Source organism: Pseudoalteromonas sp. MB41, assembly GCF_020966275.1.
In the GTDB taxonomy this organism is placed as follows: Bacteria; Pseudomonadota; Gammaproteobacteria; order Enterobacterales; family Alteromonadaceae; genus Pseudoalteromonas; species Pseudoalteromonas lipolytica.
In genome coordinates this window covers 69570-92052 of sequence record NZ_JAJJZF010000017.1, presented here as the reverse complement: position 1 = coordinate 92052, position 22483 = coordinate 69570, and the positions used below count along the sequence as shown (strand labels likewise).

General features: G+C 41.5%; 24 protein-coding genes. 18 read left to right on the top strand and 6 right to left on the bottom strand.

Annotation, left to right across the window (positions count from 1 at the left end):
• Positions 1–5 precede the first annotated feature (5 nt).
• A complete protein-coding gene (locus LPA49_RS15700; protein WP_036972033.1) occupies positions 6–917 on the top strand; it encodes a LysR family transcriptional regulator in 912 nt (303 codons plus the stop codon).
• On the top strand, positions 901–1209 hold the full coding sequence (locus tag LPA49_RS15695; protein WP_065979038.1) for an MGMT family protein: 309 nt from the start codon (positions 901–903) through the stop codon (positions 1207–1209). Before LPA49_RS15700 ends, LPA49_RS15695 begins: the two co-directional genes overlap by 17 nt.
• A gap of 34 nt (positions 1210–1243) precedes the next feature.
• On the opposite strand, the gene LPA49_RS15690 is transcribed toward LPA49_RS15695, so the two are convergent.
• Complete coding sequence (locus LPA49_RS15690) at positions 1244–1873, bottom strand: hemolysin III family protein (RefSeq protein ID WP_036972031.1); 630 nt, start codon at positions 1871–1873, stop codon at positions 1244–1246.
• 259 nt (positions 1874–2132) lie between these two features.
• Here LPA49_RS15690 and LPA49_RS15685 point away from each other — a divergent pair, with 259 nt between their 5' ends.
• The 15 genes from LPA49_RS15685 (at position 2133) to LPA49_RS15615 (ending at position 13329) form a co-directional block, all read left to right on the top strand.
• A complete protein-coding gene (locus tag LPA49_RS15685) occupies positions 2133–2411 on the top strand; it encodes a hypothetical protein (RefSeq protein WP_051501856.1) in 279 nt (92 codons plus the stop codon).
• A 219-nt stretch (positions 2412–2630) separates the two neighbouring features.
• Positions 2631–3209: an LON peptidase substrate-binding domain-containing protein gene (locus tag LPA49_RS15680; protein WP_036972030.1), complete on the top strand. Its 579-nt coding sequence runs from the start codon at positions 2631–2633 to the stop codon at positions 3207–3209.
• A gap of 62 nt (positions 3210–3271) precedes the next feature.
• Positions 3272–3895, top strand: a complete 624-nt coding sequence (locus LPA49_RS15675; protein WP_036972027.1) for a sigma-70 family RNA polymerase sigma factor — start codon at positions 3272–3274, stop codon at positions 3893–3895.
• A complete protein-coding gene (locus LPA49_RS15670) occupies positions 3888–4538 on the top strand; it encodes a ChrR family anti-sigma-E factor (protein WP_230237094.1) in 651 nt (216 codons plus the stop codon). Before LPA49_RS15675 ends, LPA49_RS15670 begins: the two co-directional genes overlap by 8 nt.
• Before the next feature lie 10 nt (positions 4539–4548).
• Positions 4549–5502 (top strand): DUF523 and DUF1722 domain-containing protein, encoded by a 954-nt coding sequence (locus tag LPA49_RS15665; RefSeq protein ID WP_036972023.1) that lies wholly within the window; start codon positions 4549–4551, stop codon positions 5500–5502.
• Entirely contained in the window at positions 5502–6893 is a 1392-nt protein-coding gene (gene phrB / locus LPA49_RS15660) for a deoxyribodipyrimidine photo-lyase (RefSeq protein WP_230237091.1), read from the top strand. The genes LPA49_RS15665 and phrB overlap by 1 nt, the downstream gene beginning before the upstream one ends.
• Before the next feature lies 1 nt (position 6894).
• Positions 6895–7323 carry a nuclear transport factor 2 family protein gene (locus LPA49_RS15655; RefSeq protein WP_036972020.1) on the top strand — a complete coding sequence of 143 codons (429 nt, stop codon included), beginning with the start codon at positions 6895–6897 and terminating at the stop codon, positions 7321–7323.
• Positions 7323–8033 carry an SDR family NAD(P)-dependent oxidoreductase gene (locus tag LPA49_RS15650; protein WP_182396524.1) on the top strand — a complete coding sequence of 237 codons (711 nt, stop codon included), beginning with the start codon at positions 7323–7325 and terminating at the stop codon, positions 8031–8033. Before LPA49_RS15655 ends, LPA49_RS15650 begins: the two co-directional genes overlap by 1 nt.
• Positions 8030–9286 carry an NAD(P)/FAD-dependent oxidoreductase gene (locus LPA49_RS15645; protein ID WP_230237089.1) on the top strand — a complete coding sequence of 419 codons (1257 nt, stop codon included), beginning with the start codon at positions 8030–8032 and terminating at the stop codon, positions 9284–9286. Before LPA49_RS15650 ends, LPA49_RS15645 begins: the two co-directional genes overlap by 4 nt.
• Positions 9279–10019: a DUF1365 domain-containing protein gene (locus LPA49_RS15640; RefSeq protein ID WP_230237086.1), complete on the top strand. Its 741-nt coding sequence runs from the start codon at positions 9279–9281 to the stop codon at positions 10017–10019. Before LPA49_RS15645 ends, LPA49_RS15640 begins: the two co-directional genes overlap by 8 nt.
• Positions 10020–10033: 14 nt before the next feature.
• Positions 10034–11296 carry a cyclopropane-fatty-acyl-phospholipid synthase family protein gene (locus tag LPA49_RS15635; protein ID WP_075593257.1) on the top strand — a complete coding sequence of 421 codons (1263 nt, stop codon included), beginning with the start codon at positions 10034–10036 and terminating at the stop codon, positions 11294–11296.
• A complete protein-coding gene (locus LPA49_RS15630; RefSeq protein WP_036972010.1) occupies positions 11274–11768 on the top strand; it encodes a DUF2878 domain-containing protein in 495 nt (164 codons plus the stop codon). The genes LPA49_RS15635 and LPA49_RS15630 overlap by 23 nt, the downstream gene beginning before the upstream one ends.
• A 56-nt stretch (positions 11769–11824) precedes the next feature.
• Positions 11825–12322 (top strand): chalcone isomerase family protein, encoded by a 498-nt coding sequence (locus LPA49_RS15625; RefSeq protein WP_230237084.1) that lies wholly within the window; start codon positions 11825–11827, stop codon positions 12320–12322.
• Positions 12315–12848: a DUF3833 domain-containing protein gene (locus LPA49_RS15620; protein ID WP_036972006.1), complete on the top strand. Its 534-nt coding sequence runs from the start codon at positions 12315–12317 to the stop codon at positions 12846–12848. The genes LPA49_RS15625 and LPA49_RS15620 overlap by 8 nt, the downstream gene beginning before the upstream one ends.
• Positions 12849–13053: 205 nt before the next feature.
• Positions 13054–13329 (top strand): HU family DNA-binding protein, encoded by a 276-nt coding sequence (locus tag LPA49_RS15615; RefSeq protein ID WP_036972004.1) that lies wholly within the window; start codon positions 13054–13056, stop codon positions 13327–13329.
• A gap of 74 nt (positions 13330–13403) precedes the next feature.
• Here the strand turns inward: LPA49_RS15615 and ilvN are convergent, their stop codons facing one another.
• Positions 13404–13901: an acetolactate synthase small subunit gene (gene ilvN / locus LPA49_RS15610; RefSeq protein WP_036972002.1), complete on the bottom strand. Its 498-nt coding sequence runs from the start codon at positions 13899–13901 to the stop codon at positions 13404–13406.
• A complete protein-coding gene (locus LPA49_RS15605) occupies positions 13901–15625 on the bottom strand; it encodes an acetolactate synthase 3 large subunit (protein ID WP_075593260.1) in 1725 nt (574 codons plus the stop codon). The genes ilvN and LPA49_RS15605 overlap by 1 nt, the downstream gene beginning before the upstream one ends.
• Positions 15626–16099: 474 nt before the next feature.
• Here LPA49_RS15605 and LPA49_RS15600 point away from each other — a divergent pair, with 474 nt between their 5' ends.
• A complete protein-coding gene (locus tag LPA49_RS15600) occupies positions 16100–19096 on the top strand; it encodes an immune inhibitor A domain-containing protein (protein ID WP_230237081.1) in 2997 nt (998 codons plus the stop codon).
• A 53-nt stretch (positions 19097–19149) separates the two neighbouring features.
• On the opposite strand, the gene LPA49_RS15595 is transcribed toward LPA49_RS15600, so the two are convergent.
• From LPA49_RS15595 to LPA49_RS15585, 3 genes are all read right to left on the bottom strand, one after another.
• Complete coding sequence (locus tag LPA49_RS15595; protein WP_036971995.1) at positions 19150–20157, bottom strand: isocitrate dehydrogenase; 1008 nt, start codon at positions 20155–20157, stop codon at positions 19150–19152.
• Positions 20158–20372: 215 nt separating this feature from the next.
• Positions 20373–22070 carry a hypothetical protein gene (locus tag LPA49_RS15590; RefSeq protein WP_230237079.1) on the bottom strand — a complete coding sequence of 566 codons (1698 nt, stop codon included), beginning with the start codon at positions 22068–22070 and terminating at the stop codon, positions 20373–20375.
• Between the two features lie 6 nt (positions 22071–22076).
• Complete coding sequence (locus LPA49_RS15585) at positions 22077–22460, bottom strand: DUF3192 domain-containing protein (protein WP_036971993.1); 384 nt, start codon at positions 22458–22460, stop codon at positions 22077–22079.
• Positions 22461–22483 lie beyond the last annotated feature (23 nt).

Genomic DNA, 22483 nt, shown 5'->3' with positions numbered 1-22483 from the left:
GGTTAATGAATTTAAATCAATTAATTATTTTAGATGCTATCGTGCAAAGCTCTAGTTTGAGCCAAGCGGCGGTAAAGCTTCATAAAACACAACCCGCCCTTACAATTGCCATCAAGAAGCTAGAGTCTGAACTAGGCTTTGAGTTATTAGACCGTGCACACTACCGATTACATTTGACTGAAAAAGGGCGTATTTTTTATCGAGAGGCGCGTCAGTTGCTTAATGCTAACAGTGAGTTAAGTTCGTTAGCTAAAGAGCTTGCACTCGGTAATGAAGCTAATTACCGAATTTGTTACGAGCAGCTGTGCCATCAACATAGTTATAACCAAGTCATTAGCCACACTTTCAAGCGCTTTTCGAGCACCGAGTTTAGTATTTCGTCTGGTAAACGCTTTGTTTCGCTAGAGCAAGTAAATAGCCATCAAGCAGATTTAGGAATTGGCCCATGGTTTGATTTGTTTCATGCGACGGGTGATCTAGAAAGTTTACCCATTGGTAAATTTGACATTGGCATTGTAAGTGCGCCAAGTGTCGTGCCAGCGGAAATTAGCTTTGCCGACATTCAAAATTACCCGTGTCTGGCAATGTTTGAGAGTGACTTAAGTTTTGATAGCGACAGACTCTCTTATACGCTAGGGTCTGCCTTGATGAAAATTGATGATATAACCAGTGTTAAATCGTTTTTGCTTTCTGGGGCAGGGTGGGCAATGATCAGTTTACAGCACTGTCAAAGTGAAATAGAAGCAGGTCTTTTACAGCAAATAAAAATTACAGATAGAGAGCATCAATTTGGTGCAGAAATTCGCGTATTTAGACAGCACTCCGTGCACCATGGCCCGGTTGCGAGGGCTATTTGGCAGGCATTTAGTGAAGTAAGTAAACAGTATTTGGATTCAATTCGTGCAACAAGCAACTAAAGAAGAACTCATTTATACGGTTATAGCCTCTATTCCAGAGGGAAAAGTAGCCAGCTACGGGCAGGTAGCTGGTCTTGCTGGTTATCCTAATAATGCAAGACTGGTGGGACGATTATTAAAAATGATGCCAAGCGATTCTAAAATTCCATGGCATCGGGTGGTCAATAGTCAGGGCAAAATATCCTTTCCTGAAGGCACACCTAAACACCGTGAGCAACGTGAAAAACTGATAATAGAGGGTGTCACCTTTAACAAGTCAAAAATTAATATGCGTATACATCAATGGGACTAAGCCACTACGCCCGCTATAAATTTATAAACCCGCCTCAATACACGTATAAACTAATAGATAGGTAGTGACATACGCAGCCGATAAGTACAAATACATGCCATATAGCGTGACTGTAATGTCGCGTTTTAGCGCTGTAAAAGAAAGTTCCCAAGCTATAAGCAATGCCGCCTGCGAGTAACCACCACAACGCACTTGGGTCAAGATTCAAATATAAAGGGTAAACAAGAGCAAGTGCAAACCAACCCATCAATAAGTATGTTGTGAGCGATATTTTTTTATTGGTATGCTTTACAAGCAACTTATAAATTACCCCGCCAATGGCTAAAGACCAAATAAACACTAATGCGGCCACTGCCCACGCGCCCGACAACGAAATAACTAAATAAGGCGTGTAGGTACCCGCAATCAGTAAGTAAATTGCACAGTGGTCACACTTTTTATAAATAGCACGCAGGCGCTCTTTTGTACTTGCGTGGTAGAGCGTTGAGGCTAAAAAAAGTACCAATAAGCTTGAGCCATACACAACAGCACTCACGGTGGCTGACATTGCGTTTGATTGTGACACTAAGTCCCACAGTACATACACAGAAAATAGGACACCTAAGCCATGTGTGAGCACATTAAGTTGTTCTTCTTGGCGTGAATAAGGAAGCGCAGTTGTCATAGACCATCTAATAAAAATGAATTAAAAAACAATTTCAGTGTACAAGTGTACGCTGAATTTATCAACGCTTATTTTTTTCACTAAAAGTTGGTTAAAAAAGTAAATTTCATTGGTTTTATTAACCAATACTGAATAAGTGCAAAAATTAATTGTCTATAAAATTCATTTAAAAACAAGTATTTATAAAATATTTTCATGATGGCACAACCTTTGATTATGTAATTACGACTAATTACTTAAAGAGACAAGGAATATCATTATGAATAACTCACTAAAACTTACGACTGCTGCGTTACTTGTATTAGGGTCTGCTCAAGCAAGTGCTACTGACTTTGAATTAGACATTAGTAACACCATCACACAAACCATTAAAAGCTATGTTCAACAAGCAAGTATAGAGCTTAAGCAAAGTGTGAATAAAAGCATTGAGTTTGATGCTCAAAAATTACTTGAAAGTTACATGGGTGATGCGGACACCGCTTCAAAAGAAGCCGTAACGTTGGCTGCAAAAACATCTGAAGTAACTAACAAGCAGTAAGGAGGCAGGACAATGAGTAGTGAAATCAGCTTATTTTTACTTATGGTTGCACCTGTGTTGAGTTTACTCAGTGCGTATGCATCAATCGAGTTATTTCGTAATGTTGCACAATGGTTCAATTTTTAGGATAGGAAATAGAATTAAGATTTCATGAAATATTGATCGGCGGACTAAAAGCGCACGTAACTAAAGGCATGTGGTTTTTTGATAGTTGACTTTATGAAGCGTGCGATTTTTCCTTTACCGGTTTTTATTTTACCTGAAGGGTACACAAAGCTAAGAATCTTTGAACAGCGTTACTTAACCATGGTAAAAGAAGCTGTTAAAGACAACACCGGATTTGTGCTTTGCACATACCAACACGACACAGAGCTTAACCTGCCTGAGTTCGGTTGTATGATGCAAATAACCGATTTTAATCAAGATGATAGCGGGCAGTTACTCATTGATGTGTATGCAGAGCATGCCGTGTCTATCAATCAACCATTTTATGATAAACAAGCGCTTCGTCATGCTGATGTTGAGCGCGTGTCGAAACCGAGCTGGTATGTAAAATCAGTCGTCACCGATGAAAACTTATTGCTAAGCCATACGTTGCAAGCTGTATTTGCGAATCAACCTGATTTAGCTGCACTCTATAAAGCCCCTCAATTTGATAACCTTGCGTGGGTTGCTGCGCGTTGGCTCGAAATATTACCCATTTCACTAGTTAAAAAACAACAACTTGCCTTTAAATCTAACTTTGAAAATTTGCTAAGTTTCCTCCATACTTTGATTAATACCGAATTTACTGATTAATGTGATCTGTTTGTTGTCGCTCTGCGTAATGTACGTAACGACAATAATTGGATGACATTAAAATGGTAAGTCAACAACTTCAAACAGGTTGTAAACCTAACACAGGTCAATTCACTGCCATGCCAGATACACCAAGCAAAGAGCTTGCAGATGCATTATTTGCAGTTGCAACGCACCGCGATAAACGGGCGTTTGCGCTGTTGTTCCAATATTTTTCGCCAAAAATAAAGCGCTTTGGAATTAAACAATTTGGCTCTGAAGCGCAAGCGATGGAGCTTGTGCAAGAAACGCTTACTTCAGTTTGGCGCAAGGCACACCTCTATCACAAGGATAAAGGGGCTGCAACGACATGGGTTTATACCGTGATGCGTAATGCTTCTTTCGACATGCTAAGAAAAATGAAAAGCAGTAGAGAAGAGTGTATCAGCGAAGATATTTGGCCACTTATTGATGAAGCAACTCCGGGTCAACACGAATTTAGCGACCATTTAGAAGACAAACAAATTAAGCAGTACCTTAACAAGCTGCCTCAGGCGCAACGTGAAGTTGTACGTGGGGTGTATTTTCAAGATATGTCGCAAGAACAACTTGCAGAGCATTTAAATATTCCCGTAGGCACAGTGAAGTCTCGTCTTCGCTTGGCCTTGCAGAAGTTACGCAACGAAATGGGAGACCAACATGATTAAGCACCATCCTTCTAACGACATTCTCATGCAGTTCAGCGAAGGCAATTTGCCAGCATCTTTGAGTATCGCTGTTGCTATTCATGTTGAAATGTGCCCCGTGTGTAAAAAAGAGATTGCAGCACTCGAAGCCAAACAGGCTGATAATGTATTTGCAGGATTTGATGCTGATAGTGAAGATTCATTTGATGCAGGCTTATTCGATGCAATTACAGCAGACGATGCAATCGACGAAATTTACGAGCAAGCCCCCATTACGATCGATATTAAAGACAAAACTTACACATTGCCTCGCGCATTAACACGTATTGGTCACAGTAACTTTATGCAACTTGGTAAGTTGGCTCGCTCACGCATTGACATAGACGACGGTGCTTTAAGAGCCAGTCTTTTACATATTGATGCAGGGGGTGAAATTCCAGAGCACACACATACTGGATTTGAGCTAACCTTACTACTAGAGGGTGAGTTTAGTGATGAAGAAGGCAGTTACGTACCTGGAGATTTTATGATGCTTGATGGGCGTCATAATCATACGCCTAAAACGGCGCAAGGGTGCTTATGTTTTACGGTGGTGAGCAGTGCTCTACACTTTAACAAGGGTATCAGCAAATTACTTAATCCAATTGGTAATTTGATTTATTAGTAGGAACTTTATGCTGCAATCGACAATAAAAATAGGTATTAGTGCTTGCTTAGCAGGCGATAAAGTGCGTTTTGATAGTGGTCACAAAAAATCAAACTTTTGCATGGATGAGTTAGCTAATCATGTCGAGTATAAAAAGTTTTGCCCTGAAGTCGCGGTTGGTTTGCCAATACCGCGACCGACCATTCGCCAAGTGCGTGTTGGTGACACGATAAAAGTATGTCGACCAGATGGCACGGGCGATGTTGGCCCTAAACTGACTGAGTATGGTAAGCGCGTGGCAACAGAACAAACTGCTGAGTTAAGCGGTTTTGTGTTTTGTGCTAAAAGCCCAAGCTGTGGCATGGAACGGATTAAAATTTACAATGAAGCGGGTACCGGAAATACTTCTGAGGGCGTTGGTTTTTTTGCTGAGCAAATTATGGCTCACAACCCGCTACTACCCTGTGAAGAAAACGGTCGCTTAAACGATATGCACCTGCGTGAAAACTTTGTCATGCGGGTCTACACCTACAAACATTGGCAAACGCTTAATGAGCAACCCATTACCGTGCACCGTTTAACGCAGTTTCATGCGCAATATAAATATTTGCTGATGGCTCATAATTACGAGGCGTATCGAAACTTGGGTAACTTACTGGGCACATTTGATGGCGAAGATATTAATGCGCTCGCGAATGAGTACATTTTGGGACTAATGACCGCATTAAAGAAACCTGCTTCGCGAAAAAATAATGCCAATACCTTAATGCACTTGCAGGGGTATTTTAAAAAGTCGCTCACTAAAATTGAAAAGCAAGAGCTTCGCGATGCGATTGACGAGTATCGAAAAGGACTTGTTCCTTTGTACGTACCGCTTACCTTAATTAAGCACCATCTAAAAATACATCCCAATGAATACCTTGCAAAGCAAGTCTATTTTGACCCTTACCCGAACGAACTGAAATTACGCTACGGAATTTAATGAAGACATTATTTTGGTTTAGGCGCGATTTGCGCCTTTTTAATAACGACGCTTTATATCGCGCTATCGACAATGGATGCCAAGATGCGGTGTTTTTTATAACCGAAAAACAATGGCAACAACATGATGTAGCACCTATTCAGATTGATTTATTAAAGCGCCGTTTAGCATTCTTAGGGCAACTTTTAGCTGATAAAGGCATTACATTACACCTTATTGATGCACACGATTATTCGGGGTGTGTTGATAAGCTCTCAGCGTTTTGCCAACAGCATTCTATTGAAAGTGTTTATGCAAATAATGAATACGAACTCAATGAAGTTGAACGAGATAATGCATTTTTAGTTAAAGCTGATGCGCTAGATGTACATTTTTACAGCTATGATGGTGATGTTATTGCCCCCCCAGGCAGTATTAAAAACCAAAGTGGCGAGATGTTTAAAGTGTTCACGCCTTTCAAAAATGCGTGGTTAAAGCAGTTTCAAGATACGCATTTTTATTTTGCCGAGCCGCCTAATATGCCACCTGCAGTTCAGTGGCAAGAAAATGAATTATTAACCTCTGACGGCAGCTCCGAAAAATGGCCGGTTGATGATGAAACGCTAAGCCATGTATGTACACGCTTTATCGACGAAAAGCTTGGTACGTATCAGGAACAACGTGATATCCCAAGTATTAAAGGCACCTCTGGTTTAAGCCCTTATTTAGCGCTGGGCATTATTAGTGTTCATCAGTTGCTGGCGCTCATTCAGCAGCGTCACCCCGATGTATTGAAAAATGCTAAAAGTAGTCTGTTTTGCTGGGTAAACGAGTTGATTTGGCGCGAGTTCTATCGTCACCTGATTGCGATTTATCCAAGTTTGAGTAAATACGCCAACTTCAACGATAAATACGATGCCCTAGCATGGCGCGACGACGAACATGACTTTAATGCGTGGTGTGAAGGTAAAACCGGCTATCCGCTTGTGGATGCAGCAATGCGACAATTATTGCAAACCGGCTGGATGCATAACCGGTTGCGAATGGTGGTTGCTAGTTTCTTAACTAAGCACCTCCTTATTGATTGGCGCAAAGGCGAACGCTTTTTTATGAAACACTTGATTGATGGCGATCTGGCGTCAAACAATGGTGGATGGCAATGGGCTGCTAGCACAGGGTGTGATGCACAACCTTATTTTCGTATTTTTAATCCAATCACCCAAAGCGAGCGCTTTGATCCAGATGGTGAGTTTATCCGTAAATATCTACCAGAGTTGGAAAAAATATCTGCGAAACACATTCACTTCCCACATGACTACTTAGCTAAACAGGGAAGTAAAAGCAGTTATTGGTCTCCAATAGTTGATCATAAAGCGGCGCGAGAGCGTGCGTTGAACGCGTTTAAGGTGTGATATGGACAAGGCGACCCTTGACAGATTTATTAATGTTTATCAAACACTCAATAAAGACAATTTGCATCTGCTTGATGAAATCTACCATCAAGATATCCAATTTTCAGACCCCCTTCATGCAGTGGATGGTTTAGCCGCTTTACACGGCTATTTTAAAAATTTGTACGCTAATGTTATTTCTTGTGAATTTAACATCACTGATGTCGAGCACACGACCAACAAAGCCTTTATTTATTGGACAATGTTTTACCGTCATCCAAAATTAAACAAAGGTAAAAAAATAGCGGTGGAAGGGCACAGTCGGCTCGTTTTTTCTAACGAAAAAATTATCCAACATCGCGATTATTTCGATGCGGGTGCCTTACTGTACAGACACATTCCGTTACTTGGTTCAGCAGTTCGTTTCATTGATAAAAGAGCGAGTGCATAATGACAACACTAATTACAGGCGCGACATCTGGCATAGGTGAAGCGCTTGCGTATAAATACGCAGATGCTGGCGAGCAGGTTATAGCCTGTGGTCGTAACACCGACAAGCTTGCTAAATTAAGTGCCCACAGCAACATTGAACGTTGTGAGTTTGATGCCACAAATTTGCAAGACATCCGTTCAAGCACCGTGGCCTACACACAATTTGATCGCGTTATATTAAACGCAGGAAATTGTGAATATATTGATGATGCGCGTAATTTCGACAGTGCATTATTTACCCGCGTTGTAACAACAAACTTATTAAGCATGGGCTACTGCTTAGAGGCCTTGCTGCCAAAAATTAAGCCGGGTGGCCAGTTGGTCATTGTCAGTTCAAGCGTCACATATTTACCCTTGCCACGAAGCCAAGCCTATGGCGCCTCTAAGGCGGGAGTCAGTTATTTGGCAAACAGCCTTGCTGTTGATTTAAATGATGTAGACGTGACCTTGGTTCATCCCGGATTTGTGAAAACGCCTTTAACAGATAAAAACGACTTTCCTATGCCCATGGCGGTTAGCGCAGAAAAAGCAGCTAATTACATATACAAAGGGGTTGAAAAACGACGTAAGGAAGTGCATTTCCCTTATCGATTTACCCTCATTTTAAAATTATTACGAATGCTTCCTACGCCATTATGGCTGAAGCTTGCAAAAGGATTATCACGTTGAAAAAAGTGGCCGTAATTGGGTCGGGTATAGCTGGTTTAAGCTGTGCGCACCTACTTCATAAACATTATGATGTAACAGTGTTCGAAAAAAATGACTATATAGGCGGTCACACTGCCACAATTGATGTCAACGTTGACGGTGTTGATTATGCCGTTGATACAGGCTTTATTGTGTTTAATGATAGAACCTATCCATACTTTGAAAAATTGCTCGACCGATTGGGAGTGCAACGACAAAAAACGCAAATGAGTTTTAGTGTGCATAATGAACAAACGGGCTTTGAATACAATGGCCACACTTTTTTTAGTTTATTTGCACAAAAGCGAAATATCTTTCGTCCTAAGTTTTGGAAACTACTCAAAGACATCGTGCGTTTTAATGATGTGTGTAAGGCGTTACATGCAGATCAAAATTATCAACCTAACCAAACGCTAGGTGAGTTTTTAGATGAGCATGATTTTAACGAATTTTTTCGTTACCACTATATCCTGCCAATGGGAGCTGCAATTTGGTCGACCAGTATTAAAGAAATGACCAAAGTGGGAACAGAGTTCTTCGTTAAGTTCTTTTATAACCATGGCCTTTTAGATATTACCAACCGCCCTCAGTGGTATGTTATTCCGGGAGGGTCTCGTGAATACATCAAGCCAATGATTAAAGGTTTTGCAGACAAAATTCGTCTTAACAGTAATATTAGTTCTGTATCGCGTGGTGAAGAGTGTGCCCATGTTCATTTTGATGATGGTCACAGCGAAACGTTTGATAAAGTTGTTTTTGCGTGTCACTCAGACCAAGCTTTAAAGCTCTTGTTAGACCCAACTGAGGATGAAAAAGCGGTACTTTCTGCGATTCCATACACAGCGAATTCGGTGGTATTGCATACCGATACCTCTTTGCTTCCTAAACGTAAGGCTGCCTGGGCAAGTTGGAATTATTTGCTTAATAACAACACAGACAAAGCTGCTGTGGTTACTTACCAAATGAATATTTTGCAAGGAATTGAAAGTAAACCACAATTCTGTGTGACCTTAAACCACTTAGAGGGAATTAACAAAGACAAAATCTTACGCGAATTTATCTATCACCATCCTGTCTTTAACAAAGAATCTATTGCTGCCCAGCAGAAAAAAGCGCTGATAGATGGCCATAAAAACAGCTATTTCTGCGGTGCCTATTGGTACAATGGTTTTCATGAAGATGGTGTAAGAAGTGCCGTGAATGTAGCTAAACAACTCGGAGTTGAGTTTGAATAGTGCTATTTACATTGGTGATGTTCGACATCGGCGTTTTGCAGTAAAAGAGCATCACTTTAAATACCCGCTCTACATGATGTGGGTCGATTTAGCCAAGCCAGAGGAGCTGAATAATATTCATCCTTGGCTTGGTTGTAATGGCTTTAAACTATTAAAGTTTAAACAAAGCGATTATTTTAACTATCAAACCAACATGCAGTTATCATTGCAGCAACGCGCACTGGATAAGCTTGCAGAACTGGGGATTAACACAACGTTTAGCCATGTTTATATGCTGGGGCAAATGCGCTGTTTTGGCATTTACTTCAGCCCCGTAAATTTTTTCTTTTATCAAACCCCCGATGGCAATTTTACACACATGCTTGCAGAAGTGAGTAACACGCCGTGGAATGAACGTCATTATTATGTCGTACCTTTAGAAAAAAAAGTGAACTTTAAAAAGGTTTTCTCCGTATCACCTTTCATGAACTTAGATATGAACTATCATTGGAATGTCAGACTTAATTCTGATAACGCTATGATTCATATTGAAAATAAAAAAGACGACACTCTTTTGTTTGATGCAACACTTCGTTTGCAAAGGCAAGCCCTGACTAAAGAGCAGGTTAGTGCCGTGCTGAAACAGTTTCCAGCGATGACGTTGAGTATTTTTAAAGGTATTTACATTCATGCGCTGAAACTATTTTGCAAACGTGTGCCCTTTATTGGTCACTCAGGCGAGCAAGAGAATTAAAATTAGGTGATGTGATGGAAAAAGTATCAAATTTAACGCAATCCTCTACAACAGGTTGGTTGTCAAAAATTTATAAGAAACTGGTGACAGGTGCGTTCAGCAGTATCGACATAGGCTGCATCACATTAATTGATGGCAACGAGCGCGAACAGTTTGGTAATCCACACAGTTCGCTCAGTGTTACGGTGACAGTAAATGACGCCGCAATGTATAAAATGTTTGCCATGTCGGGCAGTGTGGGGGCTGGTGAAGCGTATATTTTAGGGTATTGGGATTGTGATAACTTAACGCAACTCATCGAAATATTTGCCCTCAACCAAGACAAACTAGACGCTTTTGAAAAAAAATTCGCTTTTTTAAGTGGCATTGCTCACCGAGTCAATCACTTAAAAAACAAAAACTCTGCATCGGGTTCTAAAAAGAACATCGCAGCGCATTACGATTTAGGCAATGATTTATACAGCGCATTTTTAAGTGACGAAATGCTTTATTCGTGCGCTGTGTATCCATCGAAAGCAGCGACGCTAGAACAAGCACAAACACACAAACTCGCTCTTATATGTGAGCAAGTCGACTTGCAACCTGGCGATAAGGTCATTGAGATTGGAACGGGGTGGGGGGCATTTGCTATCTATGCTGCAACGCATTTTGATTGCCATGTCACAACCACCACTATTTCTGATGAGCAACATGATTATGTTGCAGAAAAAATAAAAGAATTAAATTTAGAGCACAAAATAACGTTGCTTAAACACGATTATCGACTCCTTGAGGGCCGCTACGATAAGCTTGTCTCTATTGAGATGATTGAAGCTGTGGGTCACGAGTATTTGCCTGGCTTTTTTGCTAAGTGTCAGTCACTGTTAAAAGCTAATGGGGCAATGCTAATACAAGCGATTACAATTGCGGATCAACGCTATAGCCATTACTTAAAGAACTCAGATTTTATACAGCAGTATATTTTCCCCGGCGGTTGTTTGCCATGCTTAGATGAAATGAACAAGCAAATTAAACAGCAAACTGACATGGTTGTTCACAGTGTTAAAGACATTGGCGTACATTACGCCAGAACGTTGGCTGACTGGCGTGAACGCTTTGTGGCAAGCTGGCCTGAAATCGATAAAGTTAAATTTGATCAACGCTTCTATCGCTTATGGCTATTTTATTTGGCTTATTGCGAAGGCGCGTTCAGAACGCGTTCGATTAGCACAGTTCATTTGGTTGCTCGTCGACCTCGTTTTGTTCACTCAGGCGATGACATTGCGCTCAATTATTAATTTCGTGTTGTTTCAGGGAGTGTGGTTTATGGCCTTACTCCTTGAGCAACAAGCCGTTATTCCAGCTTTAGGCGTTGTTGGATTGATGATCTATCTTTCCGAGCAACGCAAGCAAGACCTTTTGCTTCTAGTGTGTGGCCTGCCCCTTGCGTTAGGCTTTGAATGGCTTGCGACATCCTTAAATTTACTGAGTTTTAAAGTCTACCCCTTTCCATTTTGGCTGGTACTCCTTTGGGGAGCATTGCTTTTAACCATCAATACTTCAATGCAGTTTCTGCAAAAGCTTCCATGGTATTTAGGGTGGCTTGTATGCGCTCTTTTTGCACCGGGTAGCTATTATGCAGGGGCGCGTTTTGGTGTTTTAAACATCGATATATCGCTTTGGATGTTCTGGTTGTGTTATGGCATTAGTTGGGCCTCGATGTTCATGGCAATTATTGTCATAAACAAACGCTATTTAACCTCAAAATGATCACTTAGCCCCTGTGATGCGTAGTGTCTAAAAGATATGTTTTAAGGTATAGAACAATGAAATACAGACTCGCATTACTCCTATTATCCTCACTGGTATTAATGACAAACGCTAACGCTACGGGTTTTAAAACCGTAGGCCAAGCAAAAATGGAATACTTGTTTTGGGATGTGTATAACGCAAAACTAGAAACGCCCACAGGACACTATGTATTTGGCCAGCATCCAACCAAACTCACCTTAACGTACCTGCGAGATTTTTCGGCAAAAGATATTGTTAAAGCCACTAATGAGCAATGGCAGCATTTGGGCTTTGATGAAATGGTTGGTGCCTTTGATACTCAATTACTTGATTTATGGCCAGATATAAAAGAAAACGATTCCTTGTCATTTGAAACAAACCAACAGGGAATCGGAGCTTTTTACTTCAACAACGAAAAACTCGGTGCTATTGAAGATGAAAGGTTTGCCGATAATTTTTTAGCAATTTGGCTTAGTGCCGACACAACAGAGCCTTCACTTAGAAAACAGCTTATAGGAGGGAAACATGATTAAGCTCAAAGCAATGTTCATTTCAGCTATGGTATTTTTAGTCGCGAGTTGTTCAGCCCCTGATGTTGATTATTATAAAGGGACAGAGCCAGAATTTAACTTTAAACGTTTCTTCAGTGGTGAACTCAAAGCGTACGGCGTTGTTCAAGACCACAAGGGCGAGTTAACGCGTAAGTTAGTTGTTGATATGCAAGCAAGCTGGCAAGGCAACCAAGGGGTGATTGATGAGCAGTTTGTTTATGACGATGGGGAAACGCAAACTCGCACTTGGTATATCACTCTAAATGATGACGGGAGTATTTCAGGTACCGCTTCAGATGTAGTGGGTGAAGCGAAAGGGGATAGTAACGGCAGTGTGTTTCATTGGACTTACTCGGTAGAACTTCCTTATAACGATAGTACTTTAGTTGTAAACTTCGATGATTGGATGTACTTGGTAACACAATCGCGCTTGATTAACCGTACCGCTATTGATAAGTTTGGTGTCGAGGTTGGGGAAGTAACCTTGGTTATCGAGAAAATCGAATGATCGTTTAGCTGTCATAAAACCTTTTGGAAGATGGTTAAATTCAGTCTTTATTAATCCTGATGTCACTAAGTTAGTGATAGACAGTTAAAATGTAGCCATTTTTGAATAATTTACGTAAAAATAGCAATTTGCTGTTGCTAACTTTTCAAAAATGCATAAAGATAGGTTTTGCGAAGGCAAAATAATAACGAATAGGAATCTAACAATGAATAAAGCTCAATTAGTTGAAAAAATCGCTACTGATGCAGAAATCTCAAAAGCGGCAGCAACGCGTGCACTAGATGCATTCACTGGCGCAGTTACTAACTCTCTTAAAGAAGGTAACTCAGTAGCATTAGTTGGTTTCGGCACATTCTCGGTAAAAGAGCGTGCAGCGCGTACTGGCCGTAACCCACAAACTGGTGCAGAAATCCAAATCGCAGCAGCAACTATCCCAAGCTTTAAAGCGGGTAAAGGTCTTAAAGACCAAGTTAATCCTTAATAAGAATAAGTACTTATTAATTAAAAAAAGGGCTAATAGCCCTTTTTTTGTGTCTGTCATAAAGCGGTAAAGGCTTATGCCTTTAACGCCTTATCACCTCGACCAATGCCGACCGCACCCGAACGCACGACTTCAATTAAGTCTGTTTCATGGCGAAGCGTGTCCAAGAACGATTCTATTTTCTCGGTACTTGCGACAAGCTGTAATGTATAGCTGTGGCGGCCCATATCGAGTATGGCACCTTGAAACACATCGACAACGCGCGTGACTGCGGCACGGGTGTTTTCATCTTGAGCAAAGACTTTAACTAACAATAACTCTCGCTCGATGTGTGCCATTTCTGTTAAATCAATGATTTTAAGTACATCCACAAGTTTATTTACTTGCTTTGTGATTTGCTCAACAATGCGGTCATCACCCATTGTGGTGATAGTGATACGTGAAAGTGAGTGGTCATCAGTGGTGCCCACTGTCAGGCTATCAATGTTGTAAGCGCGCTGTGAAAATAAGCCAACAATGCGAGACAGTGAACCCGGTTCGTTTTCTAATAAAATCGATAAAATACGGCGCATTATGCTTTTACTCCTTTACGTAACCACATGTCATCCACAGCCCCTAGCTTTATTTGCATTGGGTAAACATGCTCTTTTTCATCAACACAAATATCTAAGAATACTAATCGGTCGTTAATCGACATCGCTTTGTCAATGGCTGGTTGTAGTTCATCAATATGATCTACGCGAATACCGACATGGCCATAGCTTTCAACCAGTTTTACAAAATCAGGTAATGATTCCATGTACGATGATGAGTGACGCCCTGAATACATCATGTCTTGCCATTGGCGAACCATGCCTAGTGAACGGTTATTAAGTGACACGACTTTCACAGCAAGGTTATATTGCAAGCAAGTCGAAAGCTCTTGAATATTCATTTGAATCGAGCCATCACCGGTAACACAAATTGATTCTTTGTCTGGGAAAGCCAGTTTTACACCCATAGCCGCAGGCAAGCCAAAGCCCATCGTGCCAAGGCCTCCAGAGTTAATCCATTGGCGCGGGTGTTTAAACGGGTAGTACTGAGCTGCAAACATTTGATGTTGGCCTACGTCAGAGCTGACATACGCATCGCCATTGGTTGCTTTGTAAATTGCTTCTATAACCGCTTGCGGTTTAATTTTATCGCCATCGGTGCTGTAGCTCAGACACTTTTGCTCTCGCCAGCTAATAATTTGTCGCCACCAATCCTCTTGTGCAGAACGGTCAATCGCAATGGAGCTTTTATCTATTGCGCTTTGTAATTGTTCAAGTACCGTTTGTAAGCAACCAACGACAGGAATATGTGCTTTTATGGTTTTTGAAATCGATGTGGGGTCAACATCAACATGAACAATAGTGGCGTTCGGGCAGAATTTTTTTACATTATTGGTTACCCGATCATCGAATCGTGCCCCTAACGCTAAAATAACGTCGGCATGGGCCATCGCTTTATTTGCCTCTAGACTGCCGTGCATACCCAACATACCGATAAAGTTAGGGTGTGTGCCGCTAATACCACCTAGTCCCATTAATGTATTTGTAATGGGGGCATTAAGTGACTCTACAAGATGGGTTAATTGCTCTGATGTATTCGAGAGAATAATGCCGCCACCAGAATAAATAACAAGCTTTTTCGCTTCTAGAATGGCAGTGACAGCTTTACGAATTTGCTTTGAATGACCCTTGGTATTTGGGTTGTATGTGCGAAGCTCTGTTGTTTTTGGAAAATCAAATGGAAATTTAATGGCTGGGTTTAGCATGTCTTTTGGCAATTCAACCACAACAGGACCAGGACGCCCTGTGCTGGCTATGTAGAATGCTTTGGCAAGAATGGCCGGGATTTCCTTTGCGCTTCGACAGTTAAAGCTGTGCTTTACAATCGGACGAGAGCAGCCAACGATATCGGTCTCTTGAAAGGCGTCATCGCCAATCAGTCCTGTGGGTACTTGACCAGACAACACAACCATAGGAATGGAGTCCATATAAGCGGTAGCAATACCGGTAATGCAGTTTGTTGCTCCGGGACCCGAAGTTGCAAGCACCACACCGACATCGCCCGTTGCTCGGGCATAACCATCGGCCATATGCGTGGCTGCTTGTTCATGACGTACTAAGATATGTTCGATATCATCTTGTTGAAAAAGTGCGTCGTATAAATCCAGCACTGACCCGCCTGGGTAGCCAAAGATATATTTAACCTTTAATTCTTTAAGTGCCCGAACAACAAGTTCGGATCCATTATATTCTGCTGTACTCATCCTCATTCCTCTGTGTGCTAGCTACAAGAGCATAAAAAAACCCCCGCAAATGGCGGGGGTTTTTAAAAGCGTGCTTTCATCTTTTAATACGTCCCCGCTGGGCTTTTTACTAAGACCAGTACGAGTACATTGACGACTAAAAGATGGCTGCGAAAATTCATTGTTTTTTCTTTATAAAAATAACAGCCGACTAGACGGCTACTGTTTAAAATTTGTTAGGGTTATTTTTAAGCCTTTTGGAAACTGATGTCAACCGCAAAAGCATCTTTTTGCATTAATTTTTCTTTTCTGATGCGTTGATTTGTATTTCTTGCATCTAAATTCATTTTTAGCACGTATATTAAGGTGTAACTATGCATTAAATTGTTCGTGTGGCAAGCGTTAAGTGTCTGTAATAAATAACCTAAGGTCATGTTATTTATGCATAACTTAGCTATGATTAGCCATATACGAAACTGGGGTAGGGTATTAATTGTGAGATTTATTAATTATTTAGCAGGCGTGTGTTTGTTGTCGAGCTTTTCGGTGTTTGCAAAGCCTGTAGCGACTCATGATATTGGCTTGATCAATAAAGAACAAATAGTGTATTGGCTGAATAAACGCGGTGAACTTAATCAGCGCGACGAGCAAGCTGCTTTAGAAGACTACATTGGGCAAGTGAATACAGCTCAACGCGTTGCGATTAAACCCAGAGTATTAGACCCCGCAAAGGTGCACAATAAAGCAGTGCTTGATAATAAGTTCACAAATTTTGTATCGTTAATCCCAACCGATGACAAAACAAACGTTAAAGTATTGGCAATCTTAATCGACTTTCCTGACTTGCCTTACGACAATAATCAACTCACTGCTGAAGATACACCTATGTACTACAGCGATTACAGCCAAGCTCACTATCAAAAAATGCTCTTTAATGACACATCGTACCCGGGACCATCGGGTCAATCGTTAAACACGGTTCATCATTATTATCAACAAGCATCAGGTGAAAGCTTTGCATTTACAGGAGATGTTTATGGGTGGGTGAGTGCAGATAAGCCCGCTAAGTTTTACGGTGAGAGAGAAGGTGACATTCGTGATCTAAACGCCCCAGATCTTATATTAGAAGCGGTAGAAAAAGCCGTTGCAACCTTTAATATTAATTTACAAGACTACGATTTAACCGATCTCGATGATATTGATGGTGACGGTATTACCAACGAACCTAATGGGATTATCGATCATGTAATGGTGTTTCACTCTAGTATTGGAGAAGAAGCGGGTGGTGGAGTACTGGGCACCGATGCTATTTGGTCACACCGTTTTTTCGTTACAAACAACGCAAACCAACCCGCTACTGTTGCTGGCAGTAATGTGAAATTATTTGGCTACACGATTAATCCCATCGATGCGGGAATTGGGGTTGTTGCTCATGAGTTTGGTCACGATCTTGGATTGCCTGATGAATATGACTTAATGGGCAGCGCAATTGGTGAACCTGTTGCGTCTTGGTCTATTATGGCCGGCGGGAGTTGGGCTGGGTCGCCAAGAGGTTCAGCGCCAGTGATGTTTAGTGCGTACGCGCTTGACTACTTGCAAACACGTTACAAAGGAAATTGGCTACATCAAACCGAAATTGACTTAGCCGACGTAAATACAGACTCTGAACATAATTTAAAAGCGTCGAGTAGCTTTAGTTCTGGCGTAAATCAGTTAAAGGTCACCTTACCCGCTAAATTAGAAAGCTTTAAAGCACCGTTACAAGGGCGCTATCAGTATTACTCAGGTAAAGGGAATGAGCTTGTACACAGTTACAAGCAACGCATTACATTACCCTCTACTGCTGGCAGTACCGAGCTTGCGTTGTTATCACACTTTAGCATTGAACAAGACTACGACTATGCACAAATTAAAGTAAATGGTGTTGCACTTGCTAATAGCTATACCAAGGCGATAAACCCACACTATGGTGACATTGGTCCTTATTTAAGTGGCGACTCGCAATTTAAAGATGGCGCAAAGTTGCCGCACGGTCACCTTGATATGCGATTTGATTTGTCTGCTTATGAAGGGCAAACAATCGAGCTTGAAATTACGTATGTCACCGATGTGAACATACACTTTTATGGCATTGTGGTTGACGACTTAACTATCACTCAGGGGAATACCGTTGTATTTAAAGATGATGCAGAGCAATCATCAATCGCTCAACTAGCAGGTTTCTCACGTATTGGTGAGTACGTTTATCAGCAACCAACACATTACTTTTTACAGCTAAGAGATTATGCCGGCATTGACAGTGGCCTCCAGTTTGAGTCTTACTCTCCAGGGGTATTGTTGTGGTATGTTGACCCTGCTGAGCAAAATAACAACACAGCTTCTCACCCAGGTGAAGGCTTTGCACTTGTGGTTGATGCTGACCAAAATACGATTCGTAAGGGCACAACATCAGCCCCTGCCAATACTGATATTCAAGTGCGCGATGCGGCATTTAGTTTGTATGATCAACGCCAGGGCTTGGGAGACGAGCACCTATTAGCAATTAGCTCATTTTCAGATTCTCAAGATTACAGCTTCCCTATTCAGCCTGCGTCGGGGGTTAATGTACCTTCATTGGGCTTCGGTTGGCGCATTGTGTCGCAAGCAACGGATAGCAGTGAAGTGAATGTAGAGCTTAACTATGATGCAACCTCTGGTATTAGTGCCCAACGTAGCGACCGAGATGTGTCGTTTAGTATCAACGGTCTTATTTTAAATGAAACCGATACTTTTCTGTGGTCGTTTGGTGATGGCGAGCAGTCAACGGTGCTCGCGCCAACCCATCAGTATGCAGAATATGGCCGCTATACTGTCGTTTTTGAGCGTACGACTGAGTCGGGAGAGGTTACGCGGTTAAACAAAGAAATTATTGTTAGTGAGCCGCTAACACTTAGCCTTTCGGTTACAGCGAATGAAAATGGTTTACTGGTTGCGACAGCCACTGCACAAGGGGGCATTGCACCGTATCAGTATAGCTGGGATTTTGCCGACGGAAGTGCTGCATCAACGGCAACGGTCAGTTATCAATATGCGTTGTCGGGTAGCTTTGATGTGAATGTCACGGTGGTTGATGCCAACATGGAGTCAACATCTTCGCAATTTGCAGTCACTGTGGATGTGCCTTTAAATGCCAGTGCTCGTTTTAATGCACAAGGTTTGAACGTGCAGTTTTCAAGTCAAATAAGTGGTGGTACAGGGCAATATCGCTATCAGTGGGACTTTGCCGATGGCAGTACAAGTACCTCAGCATCGCCGACACACCAATACACAAATGAGGGGACGTACGCAGTCACGTTAACAGTAACAGACACCCAAACGCAGGCTGTAGAACAAACAAGCTTATCAGTCACGGTTGTTAAAACACAGAGTAATTCGGGATCAAGTGGCGGGGCTATCTGGTGGTTATTACTGATTTTTAGCCCGCTGATTATACGCAGGTATGGCAAATTTTAAGCATTAAAAAGCCAGTTAAAAACTGGCTTTTTTATTATTTAGCATACAACTAATTATAGACGTTCAATCACTGCTTGTGTGAAGTCTGTTGTACCGTGGCTGCCGCCAAGGTCACGCGTTGTACGGTCACCTGTTTTGATAACGTCAGCGACTGCACTGCGAATACGTTCCGCTGTGTCAGCCATACCTAAGTGCTCAAGCATTTGGATTGATGCTAAGATAACTGACGTCGGGTTAGCAAGGTTTTTGCCTGCGATGTCTGGCGCACTACCGTGTACTGCTTCAAAGATAGCGGCATCTTCGCCGATGTTTGCACCTGGAGCCATACCAAGACCACCAACAAGACCAGCACATAAGTCAGATAAAATGTCGCCGAATAGGTTAGTCGTAACGATAACGTCAAACTCATCTGGGGTCATGACTAGTTTCATACATGTTGCGTCAACAATCATCTCTGTTGATTCGATTTGTGGGTAACGTTCTGCTACTTCACGTGCAACTTTCAAGAATAAACCCGATGTTGATTTAAGGATATTTGCTTTGTGAACAGCGGTTACTTTTTTACGGCCTTCACGGACTGCAAGTTCGTATGCGAATGTAACAATTTTTTCAGCGCCTTCACGGGTGATTTTTGATAATGCTTCAGCTTCGTTACCGTCTTCAGATACTACTTGACCAAGACCTGAGTACATACCTTGCGTGTTTTCACGAACAGTGATGATATCGATATTATCGTAACGCGCTTTAGTACCCTCAAATGATTTAACTGGGCGTACGTTAGCATAAAGGCCAAATTGTTTACGAAGTGTCACGTTGATAGACGTAAAACCTTCACCTACTGGCGTCGTTAATGGGCCTTTTAAAGTGATCTTGTTACGTGCGATAGTGTCGATTGTTTCTTGCGGAAGCAACTCACCTGTTTTCTCTAGGGCAGCAAGGCCAGCATCAACGAATTCATAATCAAAATCGCAACCTGCGGCATTTAGGATCTCAAGTGCTGAATCAATAATGCTAGGACCAATGCCGTCGCCTTTGATCACTGTGATGGTTTGTTTAGCCATTTACTTTTCCTATTTATGAGTAGATATACACGTAAATACACCGCGAAAATGAGCGCGATTTACTTGTTAGAGGATTTACGTGGATGTGTTTGAAAATTTAAGCGGCTTTTATAGCAATTTATTCAGCTTTTTGCCAGTTTATACTGTGAATACTGACTATAAATAGACGAAAGTTCATATTTTCTTAACGACTTCGAACGTTTTAGCACCATTTTTTAAAAATTATCAGCAAACTCGCATGTGCGAAGGTATGAATAAAAATCCGCTTTTGACTGCCAACCGACCGTCGTTAATGTTTCAGCGATAATGTTTTCTTGCCAACTACTAAACATAGCCTTAGGTTGAAATACATAATAACTGAACAATTTTACTGCTATCCAAAGCTTTTCATTCTGTTGTAATTGTTGTTTTTTTAATTGCTCACTGTTAAGTAAATGCTGTGTCCAAGGATTATCGCCGATTAACTGGGTAAGGTATTCGTTCAGGGGAGCCAAATCAAGCGTGTTAATCCCAAACAAGCACGCAAGTGGGGGGCTTACCGTATGCTCTTCTGCGTGTTCAAACACGGTTTTGCGTGACAAACTTGTCGCCTGATTCTCACACAGATACAAGACATAGGCATATAACGGCAAGGTGACTTGCTCAAATTGCTGAATAGGTGAGTGTTTAAACAGTGCTTGAATAATCCGTACTATGTTTTCAAGGCGTTTGGCTATGTGCGGATATAAAGGGTGCGATGTGGTGGCAACTAAGCGCTGAAACAATACTTTCTGGATGATCGCTGGCGCATTGTCATAGCCCACCATAGATAAGCAATGGCGTAAATCTTTTGCGCGTTGGTGCTCTTTATTATAAGGCTTAACAGCGTACGTAAGCTGGTGAATAAGTTCAGGGTATGGACTCAGTAATTTGTCTAACGCCCGATAACTGTACTCTTTTGCTATTTTAAGTTCGCTGATCAGTGTTAGATACTGTTGCTGGCGACGCTGATTTGCTGGGGGAGGCAGCACAAAATTGATGTTTTCACTAAACCAAACGGTATAAAGCAAGCGTGAATCATTGCAAACACGTTGTTTATCAATAATTGACAGGGGGGCTTTAAATCGATGCCAACGAATTTTTTCAGGTTGAGACACATCAATTAAAATATGCCGATGTTGCTCGTCAGTCGTTAGGTATATTAAGGTTTGCTCGGCATACTTCACTTCGCTTGCGGGAATGTACGGACCGATATGTGCAATAAAGGCTTTAATTGCATTTTGCGCAAACTCATTAGGTGTACGAAGGTAAATATCGGCCAATGCTTTATGCACACTAATATGGCCACCGGACTCTCGGTAGGTAGTATTCATCGCGATGATATTAGCGAGTGCAACAAGGGTTGTCGCACCATCGTAAATCATCACTTTTGGTGCGCTGAGTAAGGCTTGCTTATATTTATTTAAACGCGCTAATAAGTGCTGAATTGAAACCGTATTTGGGCCCGCTGCATGGAGCAATTTTACAGCAAGTTGATGACGACAATGCCACAGTTTTTTGTCTTGCTCGGTCAGTGTTTGCCCTGATGCGAGCTTATTACTTTGTGATTGCACACATAAATAATTAGCAAGACAGCAACTTATAATTTGCTCACTTACTGCTTTATTATAATTGAGGCTATGGCACATTATGCACGCAATGACACACTGGTTAACAACCAGGTTCGTTGTGTAACCATGGGCTGCGACGTATAAGTTAAGTTGTGCCTGCAGACTTTTAGGGTATGTTTGATATATCAGGTAATAACGCTCAGCAAGATTACTGAGTAATGGGTAAATTTGTGACCATTTACGTTTTTGATAATACAGGTTAAGTAGCTGATGTGTGCTATCGAATAAGCGTGCCAATTCCCGCGGCGTCACAGTGTCCATCATTGTGTGCTAACTTTCTTGCTGATAACTTTCATAGGCACTGGGCCCCCATAATACAAGTTGGCCATTTTTAAACAGTAAACCTGTACACTCATCAATCGTGGTTATGCCATCTGATTTAACATGTTGAGTGCGATAAAAAATAATTTGCCATACATTGTCTTCAACGCGTTTTGCATAGGTTAAATCGGGGCTACCTAAATAATCAAGCACGGCATTGAGGTTTTCGGGTTTTTCTATTGAAAGCTTGGCGATGTAGCGTTTGTTGAAGGCTTCACGGTCTTGCCAGATCATGGCTTGCGGATCATCTTTATAAAAAGTGATCACTAGGGCTGCTATAAGTGCGTAAACACCTAACCCTAATACCAGATATTGGAAAACCTTTTTAATCATGTGTAACTCTATAAAACAAACAC

Coding starts and splice junctions, on each gene's coding strand:
- LPA49_RS15680 (WP_036972030.1), top strand. CDS start 2,631: ATGAAGCGTGCGATTTTTCCTTTACCGGTTTTTATTTTACCTGAAGGG.
- ilvN (WP_036972002.1), bottom strand. CDS start 13,901: ATGCGCCGTATTTTATCGATTTTATTAGAAAACGAACCGGGTTCACTG.
- LPA49_RS15585 (WP_036971993.1), bottom strand. CDS start 22,460: ATGATTAAAAAGGTTTTCCAATATCTGGTATTAGGGTTAGGTGTTTAC.
- phrB (WP_230237091.1), top strand. CDS start 5,502: ATGAAGACATTATTTTGGTTTAGGCGCGATTTGCGCCTTTTTAATAAC.
- LPA49_RS15625 (WP_230237084.1), top strand. CDS start 11,825: ATGAAATACAGACTCGCATTACTCCTATTATCCTCACTGGTATTAATG.
- LPA49_RS15655 (WP_036972020.1), top strand. CDS start 6,895: ATGGACAAGGCGACCCTTGACAGATTTATTAATGTTTATCAAACACTC.
- LPA49_RS15605 (WP_075593260.1), bottom strand. CDS start 15,625: ATGAGTACAGCAGAATATAATGGATCCGAACTTGTTGTTCGGGCACTT.
- LPA49_RS15620 (WP_036972006.1), top strand. CDS start 12,315: ATGATTAAGCTCAAAGCAATGTTCATTTCAGCTATGGTATTTTTAGTC.
- LPA49_RS15685 (WP_051501856.1), top strand. CDS start 2,133: ATGAATAACTCACTAAAACTTACGACTGCTGCGTTACTTGTATTAGGG.
- LPA49_RS15590 (WP_230237079.1), bottom strand. CDS start 22,070: ATGATGGACACTGTGACGCCGCGGGAATTGGCACGCTTATTCGATAGC.
- LPA49_RS15615 (WP_036972004.1), top strand. CDS start 13,054: ATGAATAAAGCTCAATTAGTTGAAAAAATCGCTACTGATGCAGAAATC.
- LPA49_RS15665 (WP_036972023.1), top strand. CDS start 4,549: ATGCTGCAATCGACAATAAAAATAGGTATTAGTGCTTGCTTAGCAGGC.
- LPA49_RS15690 (WP_036972031.1), bottom strand. CDS start 1,873: ATGACAACTGCGCTTCCTTATTCACGCCAAGAAGAACAACTTAATGTG.
- LPA49_RS15650 (WP_182396524.1), top strand. CDS start 7,323: ATGACAACACTAATTACAGGCGCGACATCTGGCATAGGTGAAGCGCTT.
- LPA49_RS15635 (WP_075593257.1), top strand. CDS start 10,034: ATGGAAAAAGTATCAAATTTAACGCAATCCTCTACAACAGGTTGGTTG.
- LPA49_RS15700 (WP_036972033.1), top strand. CDS start 6: ATGAATTTAAATCAATTAATTATTTTAGATGCTATCGTGCAAAGCTCT.
- LPA49_RS15595 (WP_036971995.1), bottom strand. CDS start 20,157: ATGGCTAAACAAACCATCACAGTGATCAAAGGCGACGGCATTGGTCCT.
- LPA49_RS15675 (WP_036972027.1), top strand. CDS start 3,272: ATGGTAAGTCAACAACTTCAAACAGGTTGTAAACCTAACACAGGTCAA.
- LPA49_RS15670 (WP_230237094.1), top strand. CDS start 3,888: ATGATTAAGCACCATCCTTCTAACGACATTCTCATGCAGTTCAGCGAA.
- LPA49_RS15630 (WP_036972010.1), top strand. CDS start 11,274: ATGACATTGCGCTCAATTATTAATTTCGTGTTGTTTCAGGGAGTGTGG.